Below are 18,871 nucleotides of genomic sequence, written 5' to 3' on the forward strand. Positions count from 1 at the left end.
CGGTTAATGCGAACTTGGGGTTCTGCCCTGTACGCAGGTACCAGATTCCGGGCTGCCATTATGGCTAGAAAGGTTTTTGCTTCGATTGAATTTCCAAATTCCAGGTGTTTTTGTCGTGCACTATTGGTGCGGGCAGTTGCCCTGTTATTTGCGTTTTCTCCGCTGGCCAGTGCAGGGAGCGGGGATGATATTTTCAACATGTCCCTGGCCGAGCTGGCCCAGGTGCAGATTTCTATTGCGACGGGAAACAGCACTCCATTGGATCGTGCACCTGCGACGGCATCTGTTATTACTGCCGATGATATTCGTAACATGGGGGCACGTACGCTTGATGAGGTACTTGAAACGGTTCCTGGGCTTCATGTTTCCCTTTCTTCACTAAGTCGCCTGGATGCTGTGTATTCCATTCGTGGAATACACACAGGCTTTAATCCCCATGTGTTGTTGCTTCTTAATGGCGTACCTATTCAATCGAGCTTGCAGGGAAGTCGTCCTGCACTCTTGCGGTTGCCGATTACCAGCATTGATCGTGTTGAGGTGATTCGAGGTCCAGGCTCTGCTATCTACGGAGCGGATGCCTATTCGGGGGTTATTAATGTCATAACCAAGGATGCGGCAGCTGTGGACGTGACGCGTGTGGGAGGGCGTACTGGCTCCTTTGATTCGCGTGAGCTATGGGTTGAAACAGCTGGTCGCTGGGGGGATGTCGGCATTGCTTTTAGCTCTACTTATATGACGAGTAATGGCGATGATGAGCGTATTGTGCGAGCAGATATGCAATCTACCCTGGATGCCGTTTTGGGGACACAGGCTTCACTTGCGCCTGGTGCATTAGCAACGTCCTATGAAATCCTGAACAGTCATTTGGCCCTGAACACGGAAAAATGGCAGTTAAATGCCTGGAATTGGATATCCCGGAATGCCGGTCTGGGGGCTGGTGGCGCGCAAGCTCTTGATTTCCGTGGCAATGAGGATAGTCAAATTTGGTTGCTGGATAGTGCATACCACTTTAATACGGGGATTCAAGGGTGGGACAGTAGTGTAAGTATTAGCCATTTTGACTATGGACAGGATGTGACCTTCATTCTTTTCCCCGAGGGCAGCCGTTTGCCAATAGGCGCTGACGGCAACATTAACTTCGATGCTACTAATATGGTTTATTTCCCGGATGGTGTCATAGGCAATCCGGGCGGCACTGTGCGTGAGTCAAAAATTGATTGGATTAATATCTGGAATGGTTGGGACAATCATCGCTTTCGTTTAGCACTGGGTATGCGTCGCCAGGCTATTGATAGTGAAGAGCGTAAAAACTATGGCCCTGGTGTTTTGGATGGTACCGAAACGGAAGTATCCGGCCAACTGGTGGATGTTACCAGGACACCCTTTGTTTTTATTGGGGATAGGGCTCGCCACATCCAATATGCCTCTATACAGGATGAATGGCGGCTTACATCATCCCTGGAGTTAACAACCGGCGTTCGTTTTGACTACTATGAAGATTTTGGCAGTACCACCAACCCCAGGCTCGCACTGGTGTGGTCAGCCAGTAATGAACTGACGACCAAGTTACTTTATGGCAGTGCCTTTCGTGCCCCCTCTTTTTCTGAACTCGGGTATCAAAACAATCCGGTATCTATCGGCAATCCTAACCTGCATCCTGAACAGATAGATACAATAGAGTTATCGTTTAATTACCGCTTGAGCAGAGACATGCAGTCCAACCTCACGTTGTTTTATTACGAGGCCAGTGGTTTGATTGAGTTCTCCCAGGATATTGCTACTCAGACTAAAACGGCACGCAATGCGCGCGATCAGGATGGCGAAGGGTTTGAATGGGAACTGACTTGGAATCCGGTTGCCAATTGGTGGCTGAATGCGAGCTATGCCTATCAGAATGCGCATGATAAACAGACTGGATTTGCTATCGCGGATGCTCCTGGACGGCAATTTTTATTTTCTTCCCGTTGGGATTTTTTGCCGCGATGGTGTCTTCATACTCAGTGGAATTGGGTCATGGATCGCCAACGTCAATCAGATGATGTGCGCTCATCCATTGAGGATTACAACTTGCTGGATTTTACCCTGCAGCGAGAGGAGATTCTCCCTCAGCTCGATTTGTCTTTATCTGTTCGCAATGCGTTTAATACCGATGCCCGTGAACCCAGTACCTATGAAATTCCTGATGATTATCCATTGACTGGGCGTAGTATTTGGTTGACATTCAATTACCGTTTTCAGTAGTCGATAATTCCCATAGATACATATAAAGTGGATGCTCTCTTTGTTGTCGAAGAGAGCTGTTGTGTCGTTTGATCTTAAGGGCTGAGCGAAGCTCCTTTAAATGGCCAGTAATTTATTACATGGTTTTGCTTATGGCTACGAAAGAAGAATCTGTTTTAGGTGGAGAGTTGCCACAAGCCTCTCCTGATCATGGGAAGGTAGAGCATCGTAATCAGGTGTTTGAGGAGCGCGTTGCAACCCGTATTTGGGGTGAAGTGCCTTGTCAGGATAATCCATATATCGCTACCAAAGTGCTCTGCCATGGGTACGATCTGTTGGAGTTGATGAATAAACGTTCTTTTGTCGATGTGTTCTACTTGCTTTTCAGGGGGGAGTTGCCTGGGGCTGAGCAAGCCCAATTACTAGAGCAATTGATGATTGGGCTCATCAATCCCGGCCCACGTCATCCGGCTGTCCGTGCTGCGATGAATGCGGGGGTTGGCAAGACGAATCCCGTTCATATATTACCTATTGCACTTGGTATTTTCGGTGGAGTACAGCGCGGCGCTGGTGCGATCGAACAAACCATGCGCTATTTGCGAAAGTCAGTTCGCACTTCCCCTGCCGACGCAGCAGCTGAGCTGATTAAGGCTGGAGAAACGCACCTTAGTCAGGACAATCTCACTGCATTGATTTTGCCATCTGCGCCAGGATTCGGACGAGTATATGGTAGTCCGGATACCCTCATGGCGACTGTAGCCTCACAGTTACTTGTATTACCTGCATCTGGGCCTTGCCTGCATTGGGCCCATGATTGGTTAGATATTCTTGCTGATGAGGGCATAGGATGGCTCAGTGTTGGTCTGGCAGCGGCTGTTTTTTGTGATTTGGGATTTCAACCTCGATACGGTTCTGTATTGTTTCAGTTATTAGCTGCTCCCGGTTTGGCCGCCCATGGACTTGAGTTGGCTAACAAACCGATTACGGCAATGCCTTTTGTGAAGGACGAGAATTATGTCATCGAACCTTGAGGGCGTAGATATCATGGGGGCGAGTGACCAAACCTCTATCGAAGCGCAGGATGTACTGAATTATCTGGATGGGCGGCGGAATCGGATTTTTAGTCGCATAGGTGGCTGGTTTCCCGGAAAGGGCGTTTATAACCATGGTTATTCGATGCTTGATGAGCTGATAGGAAAGGTTTCCTATTTTCAGGTTTTGATTTTGAATGCTACCGGGCGCCTGGTGGAGCGCAACCTTGCAGATTGGGTAGAAGCTATCTGTGGCTGCTTAAGTTGGCCTGATCCACGCATTTGGTGCAACCAGATTGGGGCCTTGGCGGGTACAGCCAGGGCATCGAATCTGGTCGGGACGGTCATGGGATGTTTGGCGACGGACTCCCGTACTTATGGTGTTTACCCCATTATTGAAGGGGTTCAATTTATCCAGCATGCTTTGGCACAGCAGTGCCAGGGAGTAACACCAAGCAGTATTGTAGAAAAGGCCGTTGGGCAGAGTGGAGGAAAACCAATGATTGTGGGTTATGTCCGTCCAATTGCTAAAGGGGATGAGCGACTAGAGCGAATGGAGGAAATTAGTCGTCACTTGGGGATTGCTCCTGGCCCCCATTTACAGCTGGCTTACGATATTGAAAAAGTTATGAAAGCAAAATATGGCGAAGGCATGAATATTAATGGTTATGTTGCCGCAGTCTTATCGGATCATGGGTTTTCTCCGCAAGAGGTTTACCAAATATTTCCTACAGCAGTAGCCAGTGGGGTTACTGCCTGTTATCGGGACGCCTATTTGCGCCCACCAGAGAGTTTCTTACCCTTACGCTGTGATGATGTGGTGTACCAGGGGCCAGCCTTCCGTGTTGTCCCTCCCGTTGGAGAGGCGAATTAGCTGGATACCTGGCTGTCATTAAGTCGCGGATGTAATGCCAGCACTTGCTCCACTGGCAATGGATGTCCTATGTGGTAACCCTGTACAAAATCAATGCCCATGGTTTTTAGCAGCGATAGTATCTCGGCATTTTCCACATATTCCGCCACCGCTTTTTTGCCCAGAGCCTGGATAACCTGAATCATTGAGCGCACCAGCGTTTGATCCACAGGGTCCTGATGAAGGTTTTGGATAAAGGAGCCATCCAGTTTGATGTAGTCAGCAGGAAGGTCTTTGAGGTAGGCAAAGCTGCTAAATCCCGAGCCGAAATCATCTACGGAAAAACTGCAACCCAATTGGTGCAATTCAGTAATGACGCGTTGGGTGGTGCGCAGGTTGAACAGGCTGGCACTTTCCGTCAATTCAAAGGTGACCCGCTCGGGTGTTATTCCGGTTTCCTTCAGGGTATCGACGATAGCGGGAAGTAAGCTCTCATCTTTAAAGGCTTGCGCTGATAAATTGATGGCGATATGCACCAGCGACGGATAACTTTTCAGCGTATGTAATGCCAACTGAATAATGCGTCGGTCGAGCAGGTGCATATCTCCGGATGATTCCATTGCAGGAATAAACTGCCCGGGTGCCAGCAAGGTTCCCTCTCGGGTGCGCACACGCACCAGGGCTTCGTAATAGGCAACCTGGCCGGCATTGACATCAAAAATAGGTTGGAAGTGCAACAGGATACGGTTTTCGTTGATGGCTTCGCGCACCTGCCGTGAAATGTTGAGGCGGTTGCGCAGGTCATCGCTCTCGCTGTCCTCGGGGTCATACACGTGGATCAGGTTGCGACCGCGCCCTTTGGCAACATAAAGCGCAATGTCGGCGCGCATTAAATGCTCTTCAGCGCGCTCCGTGGAGTTGTTGATCAGGGTCAGGCCAATACTGCAGCCCAGGTTGATACGTTGCCCTTGTGATTGGAAATTAAATTCACTGGCGAGCTGTTGTATGTCGCGCGCAAACTCTTCCGCTTGCTGTTGGGAGACATCGTGCAGCAGAACCGCAAACTCATCGCCGCCCAAACGGCAAAAAATATCGGGTCGGCGAATCCGGCGGCGCAACAGGTGGGCAACTTCGCGCAACACTTCATCGCCTTTCTGGTGGCCGAAACTGTCATTAATGACTTTGAAATGATCGAGATCGATATACACCAGACCGTGTTGCCGGTGGTTGCGTAGGGCATCGGCTGTGAGCTGCTTGAGCGAGGTCTCGAAGAAATGGCGATTGTTAAGGCCGGTGAGTGAATCGTGCATGGCCAGGTATTTCAACTGCTCCTGGGCTGCACGTTGTTCGGTGACATTGTCGAGGCAAATCGTCAATCGGGGCTGGCTTTCCCCGGTGCTGGACAGGCTGACCTTGAATTGTGCCCAGAGCCGGTGACCGCGGCTGTCGCGCAGGCACAGTTCCAGGTCGGCACAAGGCTCATGGTCGAGGAGTGTTCGGCGCATGCGTTCGCGTGCCAGTGTCCACTGGGCGCGTTGGTCGGAGACAATGAATTCATCGAGGTTGCGCCCCAGGGATTCGCCTATCGCAAACCCCATCATGTGTTCCCAGGCGCGGTTGAGAAACTGGATTGCCAGCTGGTCATCCAACTCCATGACGACGGTTTGTAAATCGTCGAGCAGTTGATGATGGCTCTGATAAAGCTGGCGGTAGGCGCGTTCGCGCTCCTGTAAGGATTGGACGCGCAAGGCAAACTGCTCGTTGCTGACCAGGAAGTCCTCGCGGTGGATGGCGATATCGCAGACCTTGCGCAATTGTTCTGCGCGGAATGGCTTGGGGAGGAAATCGACAGCACCCAACAGCATTAATTCCTCGGCCTGCTCTACCGTTGTATGGGCGGTCATGATAACAATCGGTTGTTGCGGATCTATGCGCTGGATTTCGATCAGAATATCTCGCCCTGAAAGGCGCGGTAGCATGACATCCAATAAGACCAGATCATGGCGTCCACGTTTCCAGGCTTCCAGACCGTCCAGGCCATCGGCGGCGACTTCTATATCAAAGGGGATAGCGAGCACTCGCTGGATTAGGTCGGAGGTATCCGGTTGGTCTTCTACGACCAATAGGCGTGGACGGGGCAGTTCGCCTGAGTTGTGCCCCATCAGTTGTTCAACCACCTTGGGTAGCATATCCAAGTGTTCCAAGGGGACCAGGCGATTAATGCCGTATTCGCGTGCAGTGACTTCGGCAATTCGCTCGCACCAGGTGCGAGCGACAATGATAATTGGTAGGTTGGATGGGCATTTCAGGATACCGCTGCGAACCAGGCGCGACAGCCGCCAGCCATCCAGATCCTGTGTGTCCACATCGACAATAAGCAGATCCACGGATTCATGGCGCAACAGCGCCAACGCATTGGCCGCTGTACTAACCAGTGTCAATCGATCATAGCCTGCGTCCTTCAAGCGGTTGCTGATCAGCTCCAATGCCGATGAATCGTTGTTAAGAATCAGAATATGGCGCTCACTCACCGACTCGTCGGTACTGGCGAGGCCACCGGTAATGGCTGGTTTGGACGACACGCAAAGCCCTCTGACATAAACTGGTTCTAAGCCTAGCATATAACTCAGGGTTATATTTGGCCCAGCGTTGACCTGGGCGACAAAGCATAGAAACCATTTTGTACTCTTGTGAACCGTCCCTGGCGTTGGTCGGGAGTTAACCCCCGGGAGTTGCTGAATTATCCATCAAGCCTCTTATCCTATCGCCCATGGGCGGTACTGTCTCGCGATCAATCCGCACATCAAGCAAGCTGGGACCGCCGCGCCTGAACAGGCTATCAAGATCCAGTTGTTCCAATTGTGACGGTTCGCGAATCACCTGGCTATGTATGCCCATCGCTTGTACCAGGGCGGCGTAGTTAATCGGGTTGAGCTGCCAGCCGATGGACTCCTGTTTGCCCAGGCGCTGGCCGTGCATCACCATGCCCATGGCAGCATCGTTTAGCAGGATAAATACAATCGATAATCCGTGCTGGGCTGCCACACTGATCTCCTGTGCCCCCATCAGGTAGGCGCCATCGCCTAATATACAGACAGTGGGGGCATCGGGGTTAGCAATTGATGAGCCTATAGCGGCGCTCATTGCCCAGGTCATGGAGCCAAAGCTCATGGCAATCCGGTAATACCCCTGGTTACTGCGAGTGCTGAGGTAATGTGTTGACCAGGCCCAACTATTGCCCGCATCAACAAAAATACGGGCATGGTCGGGAAGTTTGCGTGTTAGCCAATGCATTAGCCGCTGTGGTTTGATGGGACTGGCCGGGGAGAGGCATTCATCGGTATGGTCGAGATGGATAAAACTGCCGTTGACGTTAGTGGGCTCAGGTACAGGCATTTTATCCCAGAGTTTCCCCTGGCGATTGGCGTGGCGCAGCATCACCAGCAATCGATCAAAAATGACATCCAGGCGTCCGTAAATATGCAGGCGCGCCATGGGCGAACGGGTGAAATGCTCAATGGTTGAGTCGATATGCACCAGCTTGTGGTTGAGCAGCTCGTTACTCCATCCGCGGGTTTCCAGCTCGTCGAGTGCCGCACCTACAGCAATAATCAGGTCGACCTCCGGGTGTTGTAATACGCCTCGGGCACTCAGGTGGCCAGCAAATCCATAGACTCCGCGAAACTGGGGGTGAAACTCGTCTACCCAGGCTTTACCCATAGGGCCGCACACAAAGGCTGCACCTGTCTGCTCAATAAACTCCATCAGCCTGATACCAGCGTAGCGGGCACTCTTGCCGACATAGACCACCAGGCGGCGCGCCTGGGTCAGTTGATAGCCGAGCTGGGCAATAGCACCATCGTCGGCAATGGCAAAGTCGTGTGTGAGCAGTTCGGGCTGGATATGGTGGTTGAGGGCCATAGGCTGGCGCAGGATATCGGAGGGAATACTCAGGTGTACGGGACCTCCGGGCTGGCGGTGAGCAGTCATTACAGCCGTGACCAGTTTATTTTCCAATTGTTCATGGTGGGAGACCAGGCTGCTATAAAGGGTAATCTGGCGAAAGATGGAAACCGTATCTATGGCGGAGCAGCTTGAGTCCTGCAGCGCCCTCCGGCCAAATTTGGGCAAGGGTGTCTGGGCAGTGATCAGCAGTATGGGTATTTCCTCGGTTAATGCTGAAGCAACACCCGTCACCAGATTGGTAGCTCCCGGGCCTGTAGTGCTGCAAACCACCCCCATTTTGCCGGTTTCGCGGTAGTAACCATCGGCCATGAATGCGGCGCCGCATTCATGGCGGGCGGTGATCAGCCTGGGGCCGCCACGCCGTGCGCTGCGTGCCAGGGCATTAAAAAGTGGCTCTATGGCACCGCCGGGAACCCCAAAAATAGTTTCAACACCCAACTTATCCAGGTAGTCAATAAGTACGTCTGCACAATCGGTGGTGGGCACCTGTGTATCCTGCTGATAGGTATTAACGATCTCTCGCATACAACACCACCTTGTTACCAACTTGAGCTAGCCCATCCGGTGGGCATCTTTGGGTGATTTGGCTTTGACTATATAACAAGGTGAGGGAATAGGCGACAAAAATGGCATCTTTTTGCTATTAAGCTGTGATGGGCTTTGCGTCATGTCTGCCAAGTGGTTCCAGGCTCGATTATCCCCCTGGGTTCGCGGTGTCCCAGATTCCCTGTAAAGGGCGGCTGGCAAGTGGAACAGCGTGAGTCTGGTGCGTGTCCCACTTTTTCCTGCGGGTGGTATTTACACACATTTTTTGGGATTCGGATTTTTATAACTATTTGATAAATAAATGCTTTATGTATTTGGTGAGGTGTGGGTAACAGATAGCCAGGTGCCAAAACAGTATTGACACAGGATGGGGCGACAACCTGTGCCTGTCTATCAACAATAGGCTGGTGCTTGCCTGTTCAGCTTGCCGTGGGCATGGGGGCAGGCGATTTACGACCCTTTATAACCAATAATGCATCGGGGTATTTATGATAAAACCAGCATTGAACCGTGTTGGGCTGGCGCTGTGGGCCACCCTTATAACTTGCCTTCAGGGAGGCAGTCCCGTATGGACAGGTACAGGCCTGTTTGCCTTCACCTCACTCGTCGCTTCCAGCGCTGTTGCCCAGTCATCACTTTATGGTGTATCCCCATTGGCGGGAGGTACCCTGGAGTTTTATGTGAATACGCCCCATTGGGCGACCCTCCATTACCGTGTAAACGCAGCGGCACAGCAGAATGTCACTATGGTCCAGGCCGCCGCCCGCAATACCTACAGCCTTTCGGGGTTGGGTAATGGCAGTACGGTTGAATATCGCTTCACTTACTGGAATGGCTCCTATGCCCTTGAAACCGAGTGGCAAACACAAGTGGTGGGCGCTCCTGCCAGCAGTTCATCCAGCGCTCCTGCCAGCTCCTCATCCAGTTCTGCGGCCAGCTCTGTCTGTAACATCCAGGCAACAGGAGTTAACGCCGCGCAGGTTACCCTGGTGTCAGGCTCCTGGGCGACTTTGCATTACAGTGTCAATAGTGGTGGCCAGTTAAATGTGAGTATGGTTCAGGCTAATGGTGTGAATAGCTATACCATCGATAACTTGTCAGCCGGGGATCTGGTGAGCTATCGCTGTACCTATCTGGATACCGGCCTGGGGTATGCGGTCGATACCGAATTTAAACACTATACCTTTGTGGGGGCATCCAGTTCGGCAAGCAGTGCAGCCAGCGTATCCAGCTCGGCGACATCCTCATCTTCCCCGGTTAGCAGCGCTTCCTCATCCAGTAGTAGTGTTGCATCCTCGGCAAATAGCAGTGTGACCTTGGGCAATATAACGCCTTTGTTCAACAGCAGCACCGCTCTGGAGTCGGTGCTCCAATATGACCGTGGCGATGCGCTGGTGACCCGCTTCAGCGACCGTGCGCGCGATCGCCATGCTAAAGAAAATCATTTCCAGGCTTATGACCATTACCTGAAGTTTTATTGGGAACAGCGCACAGCCAGTGTTGAAATCATCGATTATGTGGCCAAGGGCGGTAATAAAATCCGTATGGAAGTGAAGAGTGAAGCGCGCCTTGATGACGGCCAGGCAGAAAACCGCTGGTGGTATATAGGGCGCAATACCCTGGCTGAATATTGTGGTAACGGGGTAATGAACCGGGTTGACGACCTGAACTACTGGAAAGAGGAAAGCTGGAATTGCCGCGAAGGACGTCAGATCCAGATTGGCGACAAATTGGAGTTCGAGATCAGCCAATTCCTCGACAAAAATGCCGTTATTCGCGGCCAGGACAACTATTACGGTACTACCTACCTGTACATTGTGGGGCAGGGGCTGGTGCCCTGGGATGTGACGGATCGCAATGCTTTTGTCGGAGGCCTGTTTAAGCAGCGCGACTCTATTCCATTGCCCGAATATGCCCAGTTGGGGGGAGGAACCACCCTGCATGTGCAAATGACCGCCGAGCCGGATGGCCACTTCCAACAGATGGCGAATAACCTCAATTACGGTAACGGCCAGCCTTTCGTGTTGGGACGCCGTGTCCACCATACCTCTTTTGTGGATGGCACCCATGATGAGCACGAAGATAATGGACTATTTGAGGAGATGATTGGCAAAGCGGGAACCCGTTATATCAATGAGCGCTGTGCCGATTGCCATGAGCGCAATGGCCGTGCACCTGTGGCCGGTATCGGTGAAGCGCTGGATCGCTGGGTCTTCCGGATTGGCGATGCCAATGGCAACAGCCATCCGTTGCTCGGGCGTGTACTGCAGCCCAAGGCCAATGGTGGTGCTGCCTCTGAAGGGGAGCCCAGCATTGCCTACTGGACGGAAACCAACGGGCTGCGCAAACCCAATTACCAGTTCAGTGGTATACAACCGGAAACCTTTTCGGCCCGTTTAGCACCGCAACTGGTGGGTATGGGGCTGCTGGAAGCTATTCCCGAGTCAGCCATCCTGGCCAGGGAGGACCCTGACGACCTCGATGGCGATGGTATTTCCGGTCGGGCCAATCGGGTCATCGATCCGGTGACGGGGGAAACCCGACTTGGGCGTTTCGGCTACAAGGCCGCTGCCGCCAGCCTCAAACATCAGATCGCGGCTGCCTTTAACACAGATATGGGGGTGATGACCTCGGTAATGCCCAATCCGGATTGCGGGGCTAATCAAATCAATTGCGGTCCCAGTGGCAGTGAGTTAAGTGATACCCACCTGGATAACCTGGTGAAATATGTAGCCTTGCTGGGGGTGCGCGGCCAGCGCGATTACGATAAGCCGGAAGTGATTCGCGGCAAGCAGGTATTTAGCGAAATAGGCTGTGACAGCTGCCATACCCCCGGCTTTACCACCAGCAGCTATGCGCCTTTTGCAGAACTGCGCAACCAGCCGATCCAGCCCTATACCGATCTTTTGCTGCATGACCTGGGCCCGGAAATGGCCGATAGCCTGGGTGAAGGACTGGCCACAGGTTCCGAATGGCGTACAGCACCACTATGGGGTGTGGGCGTCTCGGCATGTGTTACCGGGGGCGTCACCGGGCTGCGTGGACAGGCACCAGCCTTTGGTTTGGATGGCCAGGAAGTCTGCACACCCAAGGAAAGTTATTTGCACGATGGGCGCGCGCGCACCCTTGCGGAGGCCATCCTGTGGCATGGCGGTGAAGGTGCGGGCTCGCGCAGCCGCTACAATGCGCTTAACAACAATGACAAGGCAGCGCTGCAGGCATTCCTGAAGTCCTTGTGATGGGTAGTTAATATGACGGTGATTGGTTCTCGTCCTTGTTAGGGAGGCATTGCCTCCCTTTTTTTGAGATGGCTTCTGGATCGTGTCGATAGATTTATCCTGTTAACAGGTTCTATGATTGATGGCCAGTTGAATCGGTAAAGGCGCTGTCGCTGTGGATATTCCCGTATTTAGTATCAACGATGTTCTGTTGCTGTTTTCCATGGTGCAGTGTTTGTTGATGGGGACACTGCTGTTACTGGTCAATAATATTGCATGGACTAAACGCTGTTTTCTTGCCCTGTTTCTTCTGGCGATGGGGGCCGACTTTGCCGACACCCTCATCTATTGGTCAGAGTCCGTTAAATCTCATGTGTTTACCGATAGTGTATTTCCCTTTTTTATCCTCAAGTTGTCCGGTTTTATAGTGGCACCGGCGCTGTATTTTTACGTCAAATCCATTTTGTTTTCCGACTTTGTGGTAACACGTAAAACCCTGCTGCATTTTGCCCCTGCTGCCCTGTTCCTGGTGTTGTTGCCGGTGTATCTTTACAGTCGTGACACGGCGTTTTTTATCAATGCCCGCAGCAATTATGAATACCTGTTCCATGATTGGCCGTTCCATGGCTATCTCGCGGCCAAACACATGTCCTTTATCGCCTATGGCGCTTGTGCCTCCTGGCTGTTGCTCACCTATCATCGTTATCTGGAGCAGGGATATTCCAGTATCCATGATGCCAATCCCTTTGGCTTGCGTTTTCTGGTGTTGGGTTTTTGGGGGATATGGCTTGCGTATTTCAGCAGTTATCTCGCCCATTTATTATTTGAAAGCGTATTCTTTGCCAATTTATTAGGGCTATGGGCGAACTACCTGAATGTCCTGTTTATTAACAGCCTGGTGGTGTATGGCTTGGCCAAATCCATGGCGTTTAAGGGGGTTGAGGAATATGACCCTTCACAAGATTCCACTGGGAGGCAACCCGCAAATGGTCAGGGCACCAGCGAACAGGAGCAGGAAAATTCCCTGGCGCCTTTATTGGACCAGGTGATGCGGCAGCACAAGTTTTATCTCGATCCGGAGTTAACACTGGATCAGTTCGCGCGCGCATTGGGTTATCCCCGGCGCCTGGTGTCCCATACGATTAATCATCAGTACCACAAAAATTTTTTTGAATTCGTCAATGATTACCGTATGCGCGAAGCCTGTGATATTTTGCGCGACCCCGCGGGTGAGGATGCCATGCTGGAGGTGATGGAAAAATCCGGCTTTAACAGCAAGTCCACCTTTAATCGCTGTTTTAAGCGAGCTACCGGCATAACGCCGCGCGAATTTCGCGAACGATATAAAGATGAACAGTAGGTAACACGCCGGGTAACGGCTTTGTGCAGCAGGTGTCGGCGTTAACGTATAAATCCATCAAAAGGAACAACCTCTACCTCACTGCCTGCTGCAATGGCCCCCTGTTCAAGTGACAGGCGGATATAACAATTGGCATTGATCATAGTACTGAGTACCCCGGAGCTTTGCAGTCCGGCACTGCGTACGTAATATTGCCCCTGCTCAAAACGCAAAATACCGCGCTGGAAATCCATACGCCCCGGTTGTTTTTTCAACGGGGTTTCGGCAATTGCTGTCAAGGAGAGGGATGGGGAAACCTGCTCTCCGCACAAATGGCGCAGGGCCGGGACAACCAGCTGATGGAATGTCACCGCGGTGGAAACAGGATTGCCCGGCAGGCCGAAAAACCAGCCGCCGCAATCCTGTTGTTGATAGCGGTGTTGCTGATGGAGTTGGCCAAACGCAAAAGGTTTGCCCGGTTTCATCGCGATTTTCCACAGGGCAATAGTGCCGTATTCGCCCAGGATGTTGCGTGTGTAATCGGCATCACCTACGGAAACGCCGCCGGTAGAAATAATGACATCCGCCCAGGCGATTGCCTCTTGAAAGGCATGGCGCAATGCCTCGGGTTGGTCGGGAATAATCCCCAGATCCAGAAGCTCTACAGGTAAACGCGTTAGCAATGCTTTCAGTAGTGGACGATTGCTGTCGTATAAACAGCCTGGCGCCAGTGGTTCACCCGCTTTCCTCAATTCATCACCGGTTGTGAGCAGTGCAACGCGCAGCTTTCTAATGACGCGGATCTCTGCACAGCCAACGGAGGCCAGTAACCCTATATCCAGGGCGGTGAGTCGATGTCCTTTGGCAAACAGGATACTACCGGTAGCAATATCCTCACCGGCATAACGAATATTTTCACCAGGTGTGACAGGAGCTTGCAGCTGTATATGCGCATCGCTGGCCTGCACGTTTTCCTGCATGACCACGGTATCTGCTCCATTGGGAATAACAGCGCCGGTCATGATGCGTACACAATCCCCGGGATTTAACGCACCGTGAAAGGGATGTCCCGCCAGCGCATGGCCGATGATACGCAATGGTTGATGGCTATCGCTGGCCCTTAGGGCATAACCATCCATCGCGGAGTTGTCATAGGGCGGAACTGCTACGGCAGATTCAACGGGTAAGGCAAGAATACGATCCAGTGCATCAGCTAATATCACTGGCTCGCTTTCAACTAGCGGGATAAGTGCCGTATGGATTCGTGCCAGGGCGTCTTCAACGGGAAGTAAACCCGGCTGGGTATTGCAGTCCATAAGCTGGTCCGCATGCTGGGGTTTGAAACGCTCAAACCGAGAGGGAGACGTGGTGGGCCCAGCAGGACTTGAACCTGCGACCTGCCGATTATGAGTCGGATGCTCTAACCAACTGAGCTATAGGCCCCAAGGGTGATCGGTGTGTCGATCAGAATGAGTCGCGCATTATAGTGAGATGAAACGGGTGTGGCTATAGCTAAAACCAACGTATTTAATTTGGCTTGATAGTGCGCGGTCATTAAAAAACAAAACCCGCGAACAGGGCGCGGGTTTTGGTGGTGCATCCTGGGCGATCAATCGTCGAGGAAGCTGCGCAGGTGGTCGGAGCGGCTGGGATGGCGCAGTTTGCGCAGGGCCTTGGCTTCGATCTGGCGGATACGTTCGCGGGTTACGTCGAACTGCTTACCCACTTCTTCCAGGGTGTGGTCGGTATTCATATCAATACCGAAACGCATACGCAGTACCTTGGCTTCGCGCGCCGTGAGCCCGGCGAGGACTTCGCGGGTGGCTTCCATCAGGCCTTCCATGGTCGCTGATTCCACCGGTGAAATAATGGTGGTGTCTTCGATAAAGTCGCCCAGGTGCGAATCTTCGTCGTCGCCAATGGGGGTTTCCATTGAGATGGGCTCTTTAGCGATTTTGAGTACCTTGCGCACCTTGTCTTCAGGCATGTCCATACGTTCGCCCAGCTCTTCCGGCGTGGGTTCACGGCCCATTTCCTGCAACATCTGGCGCGATACACGGTTGAGTTTATTGATGGTCTCAATCATGTGTACCGGAATACGGATAGTGCGCGCCTGATCGGCAATCGAGCGGGTGATGGCCTGGCGAATCCACCAGGTGGCATAGGTGGAGAACTTGTAACCGCGGCGGTATTCGAACTTGTCCACGGCTTTCATCAGGCCAATGTTACCTTCCTGGATCAAGTCGAGGAACTGCAGGCCGCGGTTGGTGTATTTTTTGGCAATCGAGATTACCAGGCGCAAATTGGCTTCCACCATCTCCTTTTTGGCGCGGCGCGCGCGGGCTTCACCAATGGACATGCGGCGGTTAATGTCTTTGATACTGGCCAGGCTCAAGCTGCTTTCGGCTTCAATCTGTGCCAGTTGTTGCTGCTCGGCTTGCACATTTGGCAGTACCACTTGCAGTTTGTCTGCACCTTCGATCTTGCCTTTCAGCAGGTCTGGCAACCAGTCTGCGTTGGTTTCATTGCCGGGAAATTCCTTGATGAAGGTTTTGCGTTGCATTTGCGCCTTGCGGGTACATAGGTCCATGACGCGGCGTTCATGCTTGCGCACCTTATCCAGGGCTTCACGCGCATTGTTGTAGATGGGGTCAAATTGACGGGCGGGCAATTTGAAAAACTTGAACAGGTCGCCCAGTGCATTGAGCTCTTTTTCAGCCTGCTTGCTGCCGTAGCCGTGTTTTGCCAGGGCTTTGGTGGTTTTTTCGTATTGCTTTTGCAGCTCTTCAAAGCGGGCGCGAGCCTCTTCCGGATCTACACCGGTAATGGCTTCCTCTTCGTCCTCACTGCCGCCTTCTTCGTCCTCATCTTCCTCTTCCCCTGCCTTTTTGTTGCCGTTGGCAGCCACCGGAAGTTCAGTGTCATCGTCACTGGTTGCAGAGGGGATATCTTCGATGGGATCAAGCCAGCCGATAATGACATCTGCCAGGCGACGCTCTTCTTTGGCGACCAGGGCGTATTCATTCAGCACGTGTTCTACGGCACCGGGCCAGTAGGCAAGGGCATGCATGAGTTCACGCACGCCTTCTTCAATGCGCTTGGCGATAACAATCTCACCTTCGCGGGTCAGCAGCTCAACCGTGCCCATTTCGCGCATGTACATGCGTACCGGGTCGGTGGTGCGGCCGGTTTCAGTCTCTACCGCAACCAGTGCAGCAGCGGCTTCCGCCGCCGCAATTTCGTCAGCGGCAGCATCGCCATCGGTCATCAACAGGGTATCGGCATCGGGTGCAGTTTCGTACACGCGGATACCCATGTCGTTGATCATCTGGATGATGTCTTCGACCTGATCCGGATCAGAGATGTCTTCCGGCAGGTGATCGTTAACTTCGGCGTAGGTAAGGTAGCCTTGTTCTTTACCGCGGGCGATCAGTTCTTTAATGCGAGACTGTTGCTGTTGGACGTCGTCGGACATTCGTGACCCTATAAAACCTGAGTGAGTGAAATGCAAAGCGCGCGATTATACTCCAGTTGCCAACCAGTATTCTACGGCAGCACTGTGGCTTTCGCTGTGGATTACATGGAATCCGGGGGTATTGGCTCAGCCGGTTTGGTACCTCCCAGCTTGGGGGCAAGGGCCTCGCGCACCAGTTGTTCGCGCTCTGCTTTAGAGAGTTGAGTAAAGTCGGCGGTTTTCAGTTTTGCCAAGGATTGCGCACTTTTTTTATCAATTTGTTGCCGTCGCAGAGCCTGAATTGCCCCGGAAAAGCCGGCTTCGGCGTCGTAATCAGCCTTGGCGGGTTTATCCTGACGAGGCCGGGTAAGGGCAGTTGCCGCCTGCAACAGGTCGTGTCCTGCAACCGCTGCGAGTTTTTCGGTATTGTCAGGCCCATAGGTGCCGCGCCAATAGCCAATCAAATGCGAAAGATTGTAATGGGGGCGCTCATGGAGCACTTTGAGCAGGCGTCCCAGCAGCTGAAGATCCTCATCCTCTTCGGTAAGCCAGGCGTCATGGTCGGGTTCTGTTGTGGCCAGTGAGGGATGGGCCAGCAGTAGCGCCAGGGCCTTGCGTGCAGGCGGCATGAGATAGCGGCTTGAGAAATTAGGGGGAGATGCCGGTGGCTCCCTGTCAGTTGGGGAGTGATGGCCCTGGTAATAATGCTGATAGTCAACAGGCGGTGCTTCTTCAACAATGTGGCCGCTGGGCTCCGGGAGCTGAGGTGCGCTAAACCATACCGGCTCCTGGCGCGGCAGGGTCACCTTGGGGATGCGCTCTTCGCCGGGGGCTGGATGCCCGGATGTATGGGGGCCTGCCTCCCGGGTTGCGGTGCTGATGAAGTCTTCACCCTTGGCCTTTTGATCGGCGATTAATTCATCCAGCAGGCGACGATTGAGCCCCGTGCGGGTGGCCAGGTTTTCGAACATGAGTTCGCGAAACACACCCTTGGGCAGGCGATCGAGCAGTGGGGCGGCGCGCTTGCTAAAGGTGGCTCGGCCTTCCATGGTGCGGATATTCAGCCCTTCAGCGACGGCATCAAACAGGTAGTCTTCCAGGGGCACAGCCAGTTCGATCATGTGTTCGAACTTGTCCGGCCCTATTTGGCGCACCAGGGTATCCGGGTCTTCACCTTCGGGCAGGAAGAGGAATTTAACCGCGCGGCCATCGGCCATGGTTTCCAGTGCAGCATCCAGTGCACGCAGGGCTGCACTGCGTCCGGCTTTGTCGCCATCAAAGCAGAAGACGACTTCGCTGGTGTATTTAAAGGCGCGATCAAGATGGTCGGGGCCGCAAGCAGTGCCCAGCGTAGCTACTCCGTAGCCGATCCCGAATTGGGCGAGGCTGACCACATCCATATAGCCTTCAACGACCAGCAGGCGCGGTAACTCGCGGTAGGCGAGGCGCGCTTCGTAGAGGCCGTAAAGCTCCTGCCCTTTATGGAATACCGGTGTTTCCGGGGAGTTGAGGTACTTGGGTTTATCGTCCCCCAGTACGCGCCCTCCGAAGCCGATAACCCGTCCGCGCGTGTCGCGGATGGGAAACATGATGCGGTGGCGGAAGCGGTCGTAAAGTTTTTTTTCCTGCTCCTGGTGGATCAGCATGCCACCCTGGATCAGCAGATGTTTGTCGTCGTCATCCTGCCCCAGGGTCTTGAGCAGGTTGTCCCAGCCGGGTGGGGCAAAGCCGACGCCATAGGTTTTGGCGGTTTTGCCGTCCAGGCCGCGCCCTTTCAGGTAATTAACGGCCAGGTGCTTGCTGGGGTGCTGGCGCAATTGGTGCTGATAAAAGTCATCGGCCTTTTCCAGCAGGCTGTAAATGCTTTTTTTCTCCTGCTCGCGCTTGGCTTCGGCTTCGCTCTGCACTTCCCGCGGGACTTCCAGTCCGGTGATGCGGGCTAACTGTTCCACAGCCTCCGGAAAGCTGAGCCGCTCATAATCCATGACAAAACCGAGAGCATTGCCGCTGGCACCGCAGCCGAAACAGTAATAGAACTGCTTTTCAGGGCTGACAGTAAAAGAAGGGGTTTTTTCGTCGTGGAAGGGGCAGCAGGCGCTGTAGTTTTTGCCTGAGCGTTTGAGCTTTACGCGCGAGTCAACCACATCGACGATATCGACGCGATCGAGCAGGTCATCAATAAAGCTTTGGGGAATCAGGCCGGCCATTGACGTGTCACTGTGAAAAGGTGAAGGCCAGTATAGG

The 18,871-nt window shown here is 53.1% G+C and carries 10 protein-coding genes and 1 tRNA gene; 5 read left to right on the forward strand and 6 right to left on the reverse strand.

All coding sequences use genetic code 11. The annotated features are described in order from the left end of the window. Window positions 1-60 precede the first annotated feature (60 nt). From CJA_RS03685 to CJA_RS03695, 3 genes are all read left to right on the forward strand, one after another. Window positions 61-2,241 (forward strand): TonB-dependent receptor plug domain-containing protein, encoded by a 2,181-nt coding sequence (locus CJA_RS03685; protein WP_158304047.1) that lies wholly within the window; start codon window positions 61-63, stop codon window positions 2,239-2,241. A 131-nt stretch (window positions 2,242-2,372) separates the two neighbouring features. Beyond that, window positions 2,373-3,251 (forward strand): citrate synthase family protein, encoded by an 879-nt coding sequence (locus CJA_RS03690; protein WP_148208794.1) that lies wholly within the window; start codon window positions 2,373-2,375, stop codon window positions 3,249-3,251. Then, on the forward strand, window positions 3,235-4,125 hold the full coding sequence (locus tag CJA_RS03695; protein ID WP_238526816.1) for a citrate synthase family protein: 891 nt from the start codon (window positions 3,235-3,237) through the stop codon (window positions 4,123-4,125). The genes CJA_RS03690 and CJA_RS03695 overlap by 17 nt, the downstream gene beginning before the upstream one ends. Here CJA_RS03695 and CJA_RS03700 read toward each other — a convergent pair. Further along, window positions 4,122-6,686, reverse strand: coding sequence for a GGDEF/EAL domain-containing response regulator (locus tag CJA_RS03700; RefSeq protein ID WP_238526817.1), 2,565 nt, complete (start codon window positions 6,684-6,686; stop codon window positions 4,122-4,124). The two genes, CJA_RS03695 and CJA_RS03700, sit on opposite strands and share 4 nt — an antisense overlap. Before the next feature lie 136 nt (window positions 6,687-6,822). Then, on the reverse strand, window positions 6,823-8,595 hold the full coding sequence (locus CJA_RS03705) for a thiamine pyrophosphate-binding protein (RefSeq protein ID WP_012486422.1): 1,773 nt from the start codon (window positions 8,593-8,595) through the stop codon (window positions 6,823-6,825). A 509-nt stretch (window positions 8,596-9,104) separates the two neighbouring features. Here CJA_RS03705 and CJA_RS03710 point away from each other — a divergent pair. Together CJA_RS03710 and CJA_RS03715 are read left to right on the forward strand one after the other, a co-directional pair. Beyond that, window positions 9,105-11,855 carry a di-heme oxidoredictase family protein gene (locus CJA_RS03710; protein ID WP_012486423.1) on the forward strand — a complete coding sequence of 917 codons (2,751 nt, stop codon included), beginning with the start codon at window positions 9,105-9,107 and terminating at the stop codon, window positions 11,853-11,855. A gap of 154 nt (window positions 11,856-12,009) precedes the next feature. Continuing rightward, a complete protein-coding gene (locus CJA_RS03715) occupies window positions 12,010-13,194 on the forward strand; it encodes a helix-turn-helix domain-containing protein (RefSeq protein WP_012486424.1) in 1,185 nt (394 codons plus the stop codon). Window positions 13,195-13,235: 41 nt separating this feature from the next. Here the strand turns inward: CJA_RS03715 and moeA are convergent, their stop codons facing one another. From moeA to dnaG, 4 genes are all read right to left on the reverse strand, one after another. Then, on the reverse strand, window positions 13,236-14,489 hold the full coding sequence (gene moeA, locus CJA_RS03720) for a molybdopterin molybdotransferase MoeA (RefSeq protein ID WP_012486425.1): 1,254 nt from the start codon (window positions 14,487-14,489) through the stop codon (window positions 13,236-13,238). 50 nt (window positions 14,490-14,539) lie between these two features. After that, window positions 14,540-14,616, reverse strand: a tRNA-Ile gene (locus CJA_RS03725). Window positions 14,617-14,782: 166 nt separating this feature from the next. Beyond that, window positions 14,783-16,648: an RNA polymerase sigma factor RpoD gene (gene rpoD, locus CJA_RS03730; RefSeq protein WP_041551021.1), complete on the reverse strand. Its 1,866-nt coding sequence runs from the start codon at window positions 16,646-16,648 to the stop codon at window positions 14,783-14,785. Between the two features lie 101 nt (window positions 16,649-16,749). Further along, window positions 16,750-18,834, reverse strand: a complete 2,085-nt coding sequence (gene dnaG, locus CJA_RS03735) for a DNA primase (RefSeq protein WP_012486427.1) — start codon at window positions 18,832-18,834, stop codon at window positions 16,750-16,752. Window positions 18,835-18,871: the final 37 nt, after the last annotated feature.

The organism is Cellvibrio japonicus Ueda107, from assembly GCF_000019225.1.
GTDB classification, from domain to species: Bacteria; Pseudomonadota; Gammaproteobacteria; order Pseudomonadales; family Cellvibrionaceae; genus Cellvibrio; species Cellvibrio japonicus.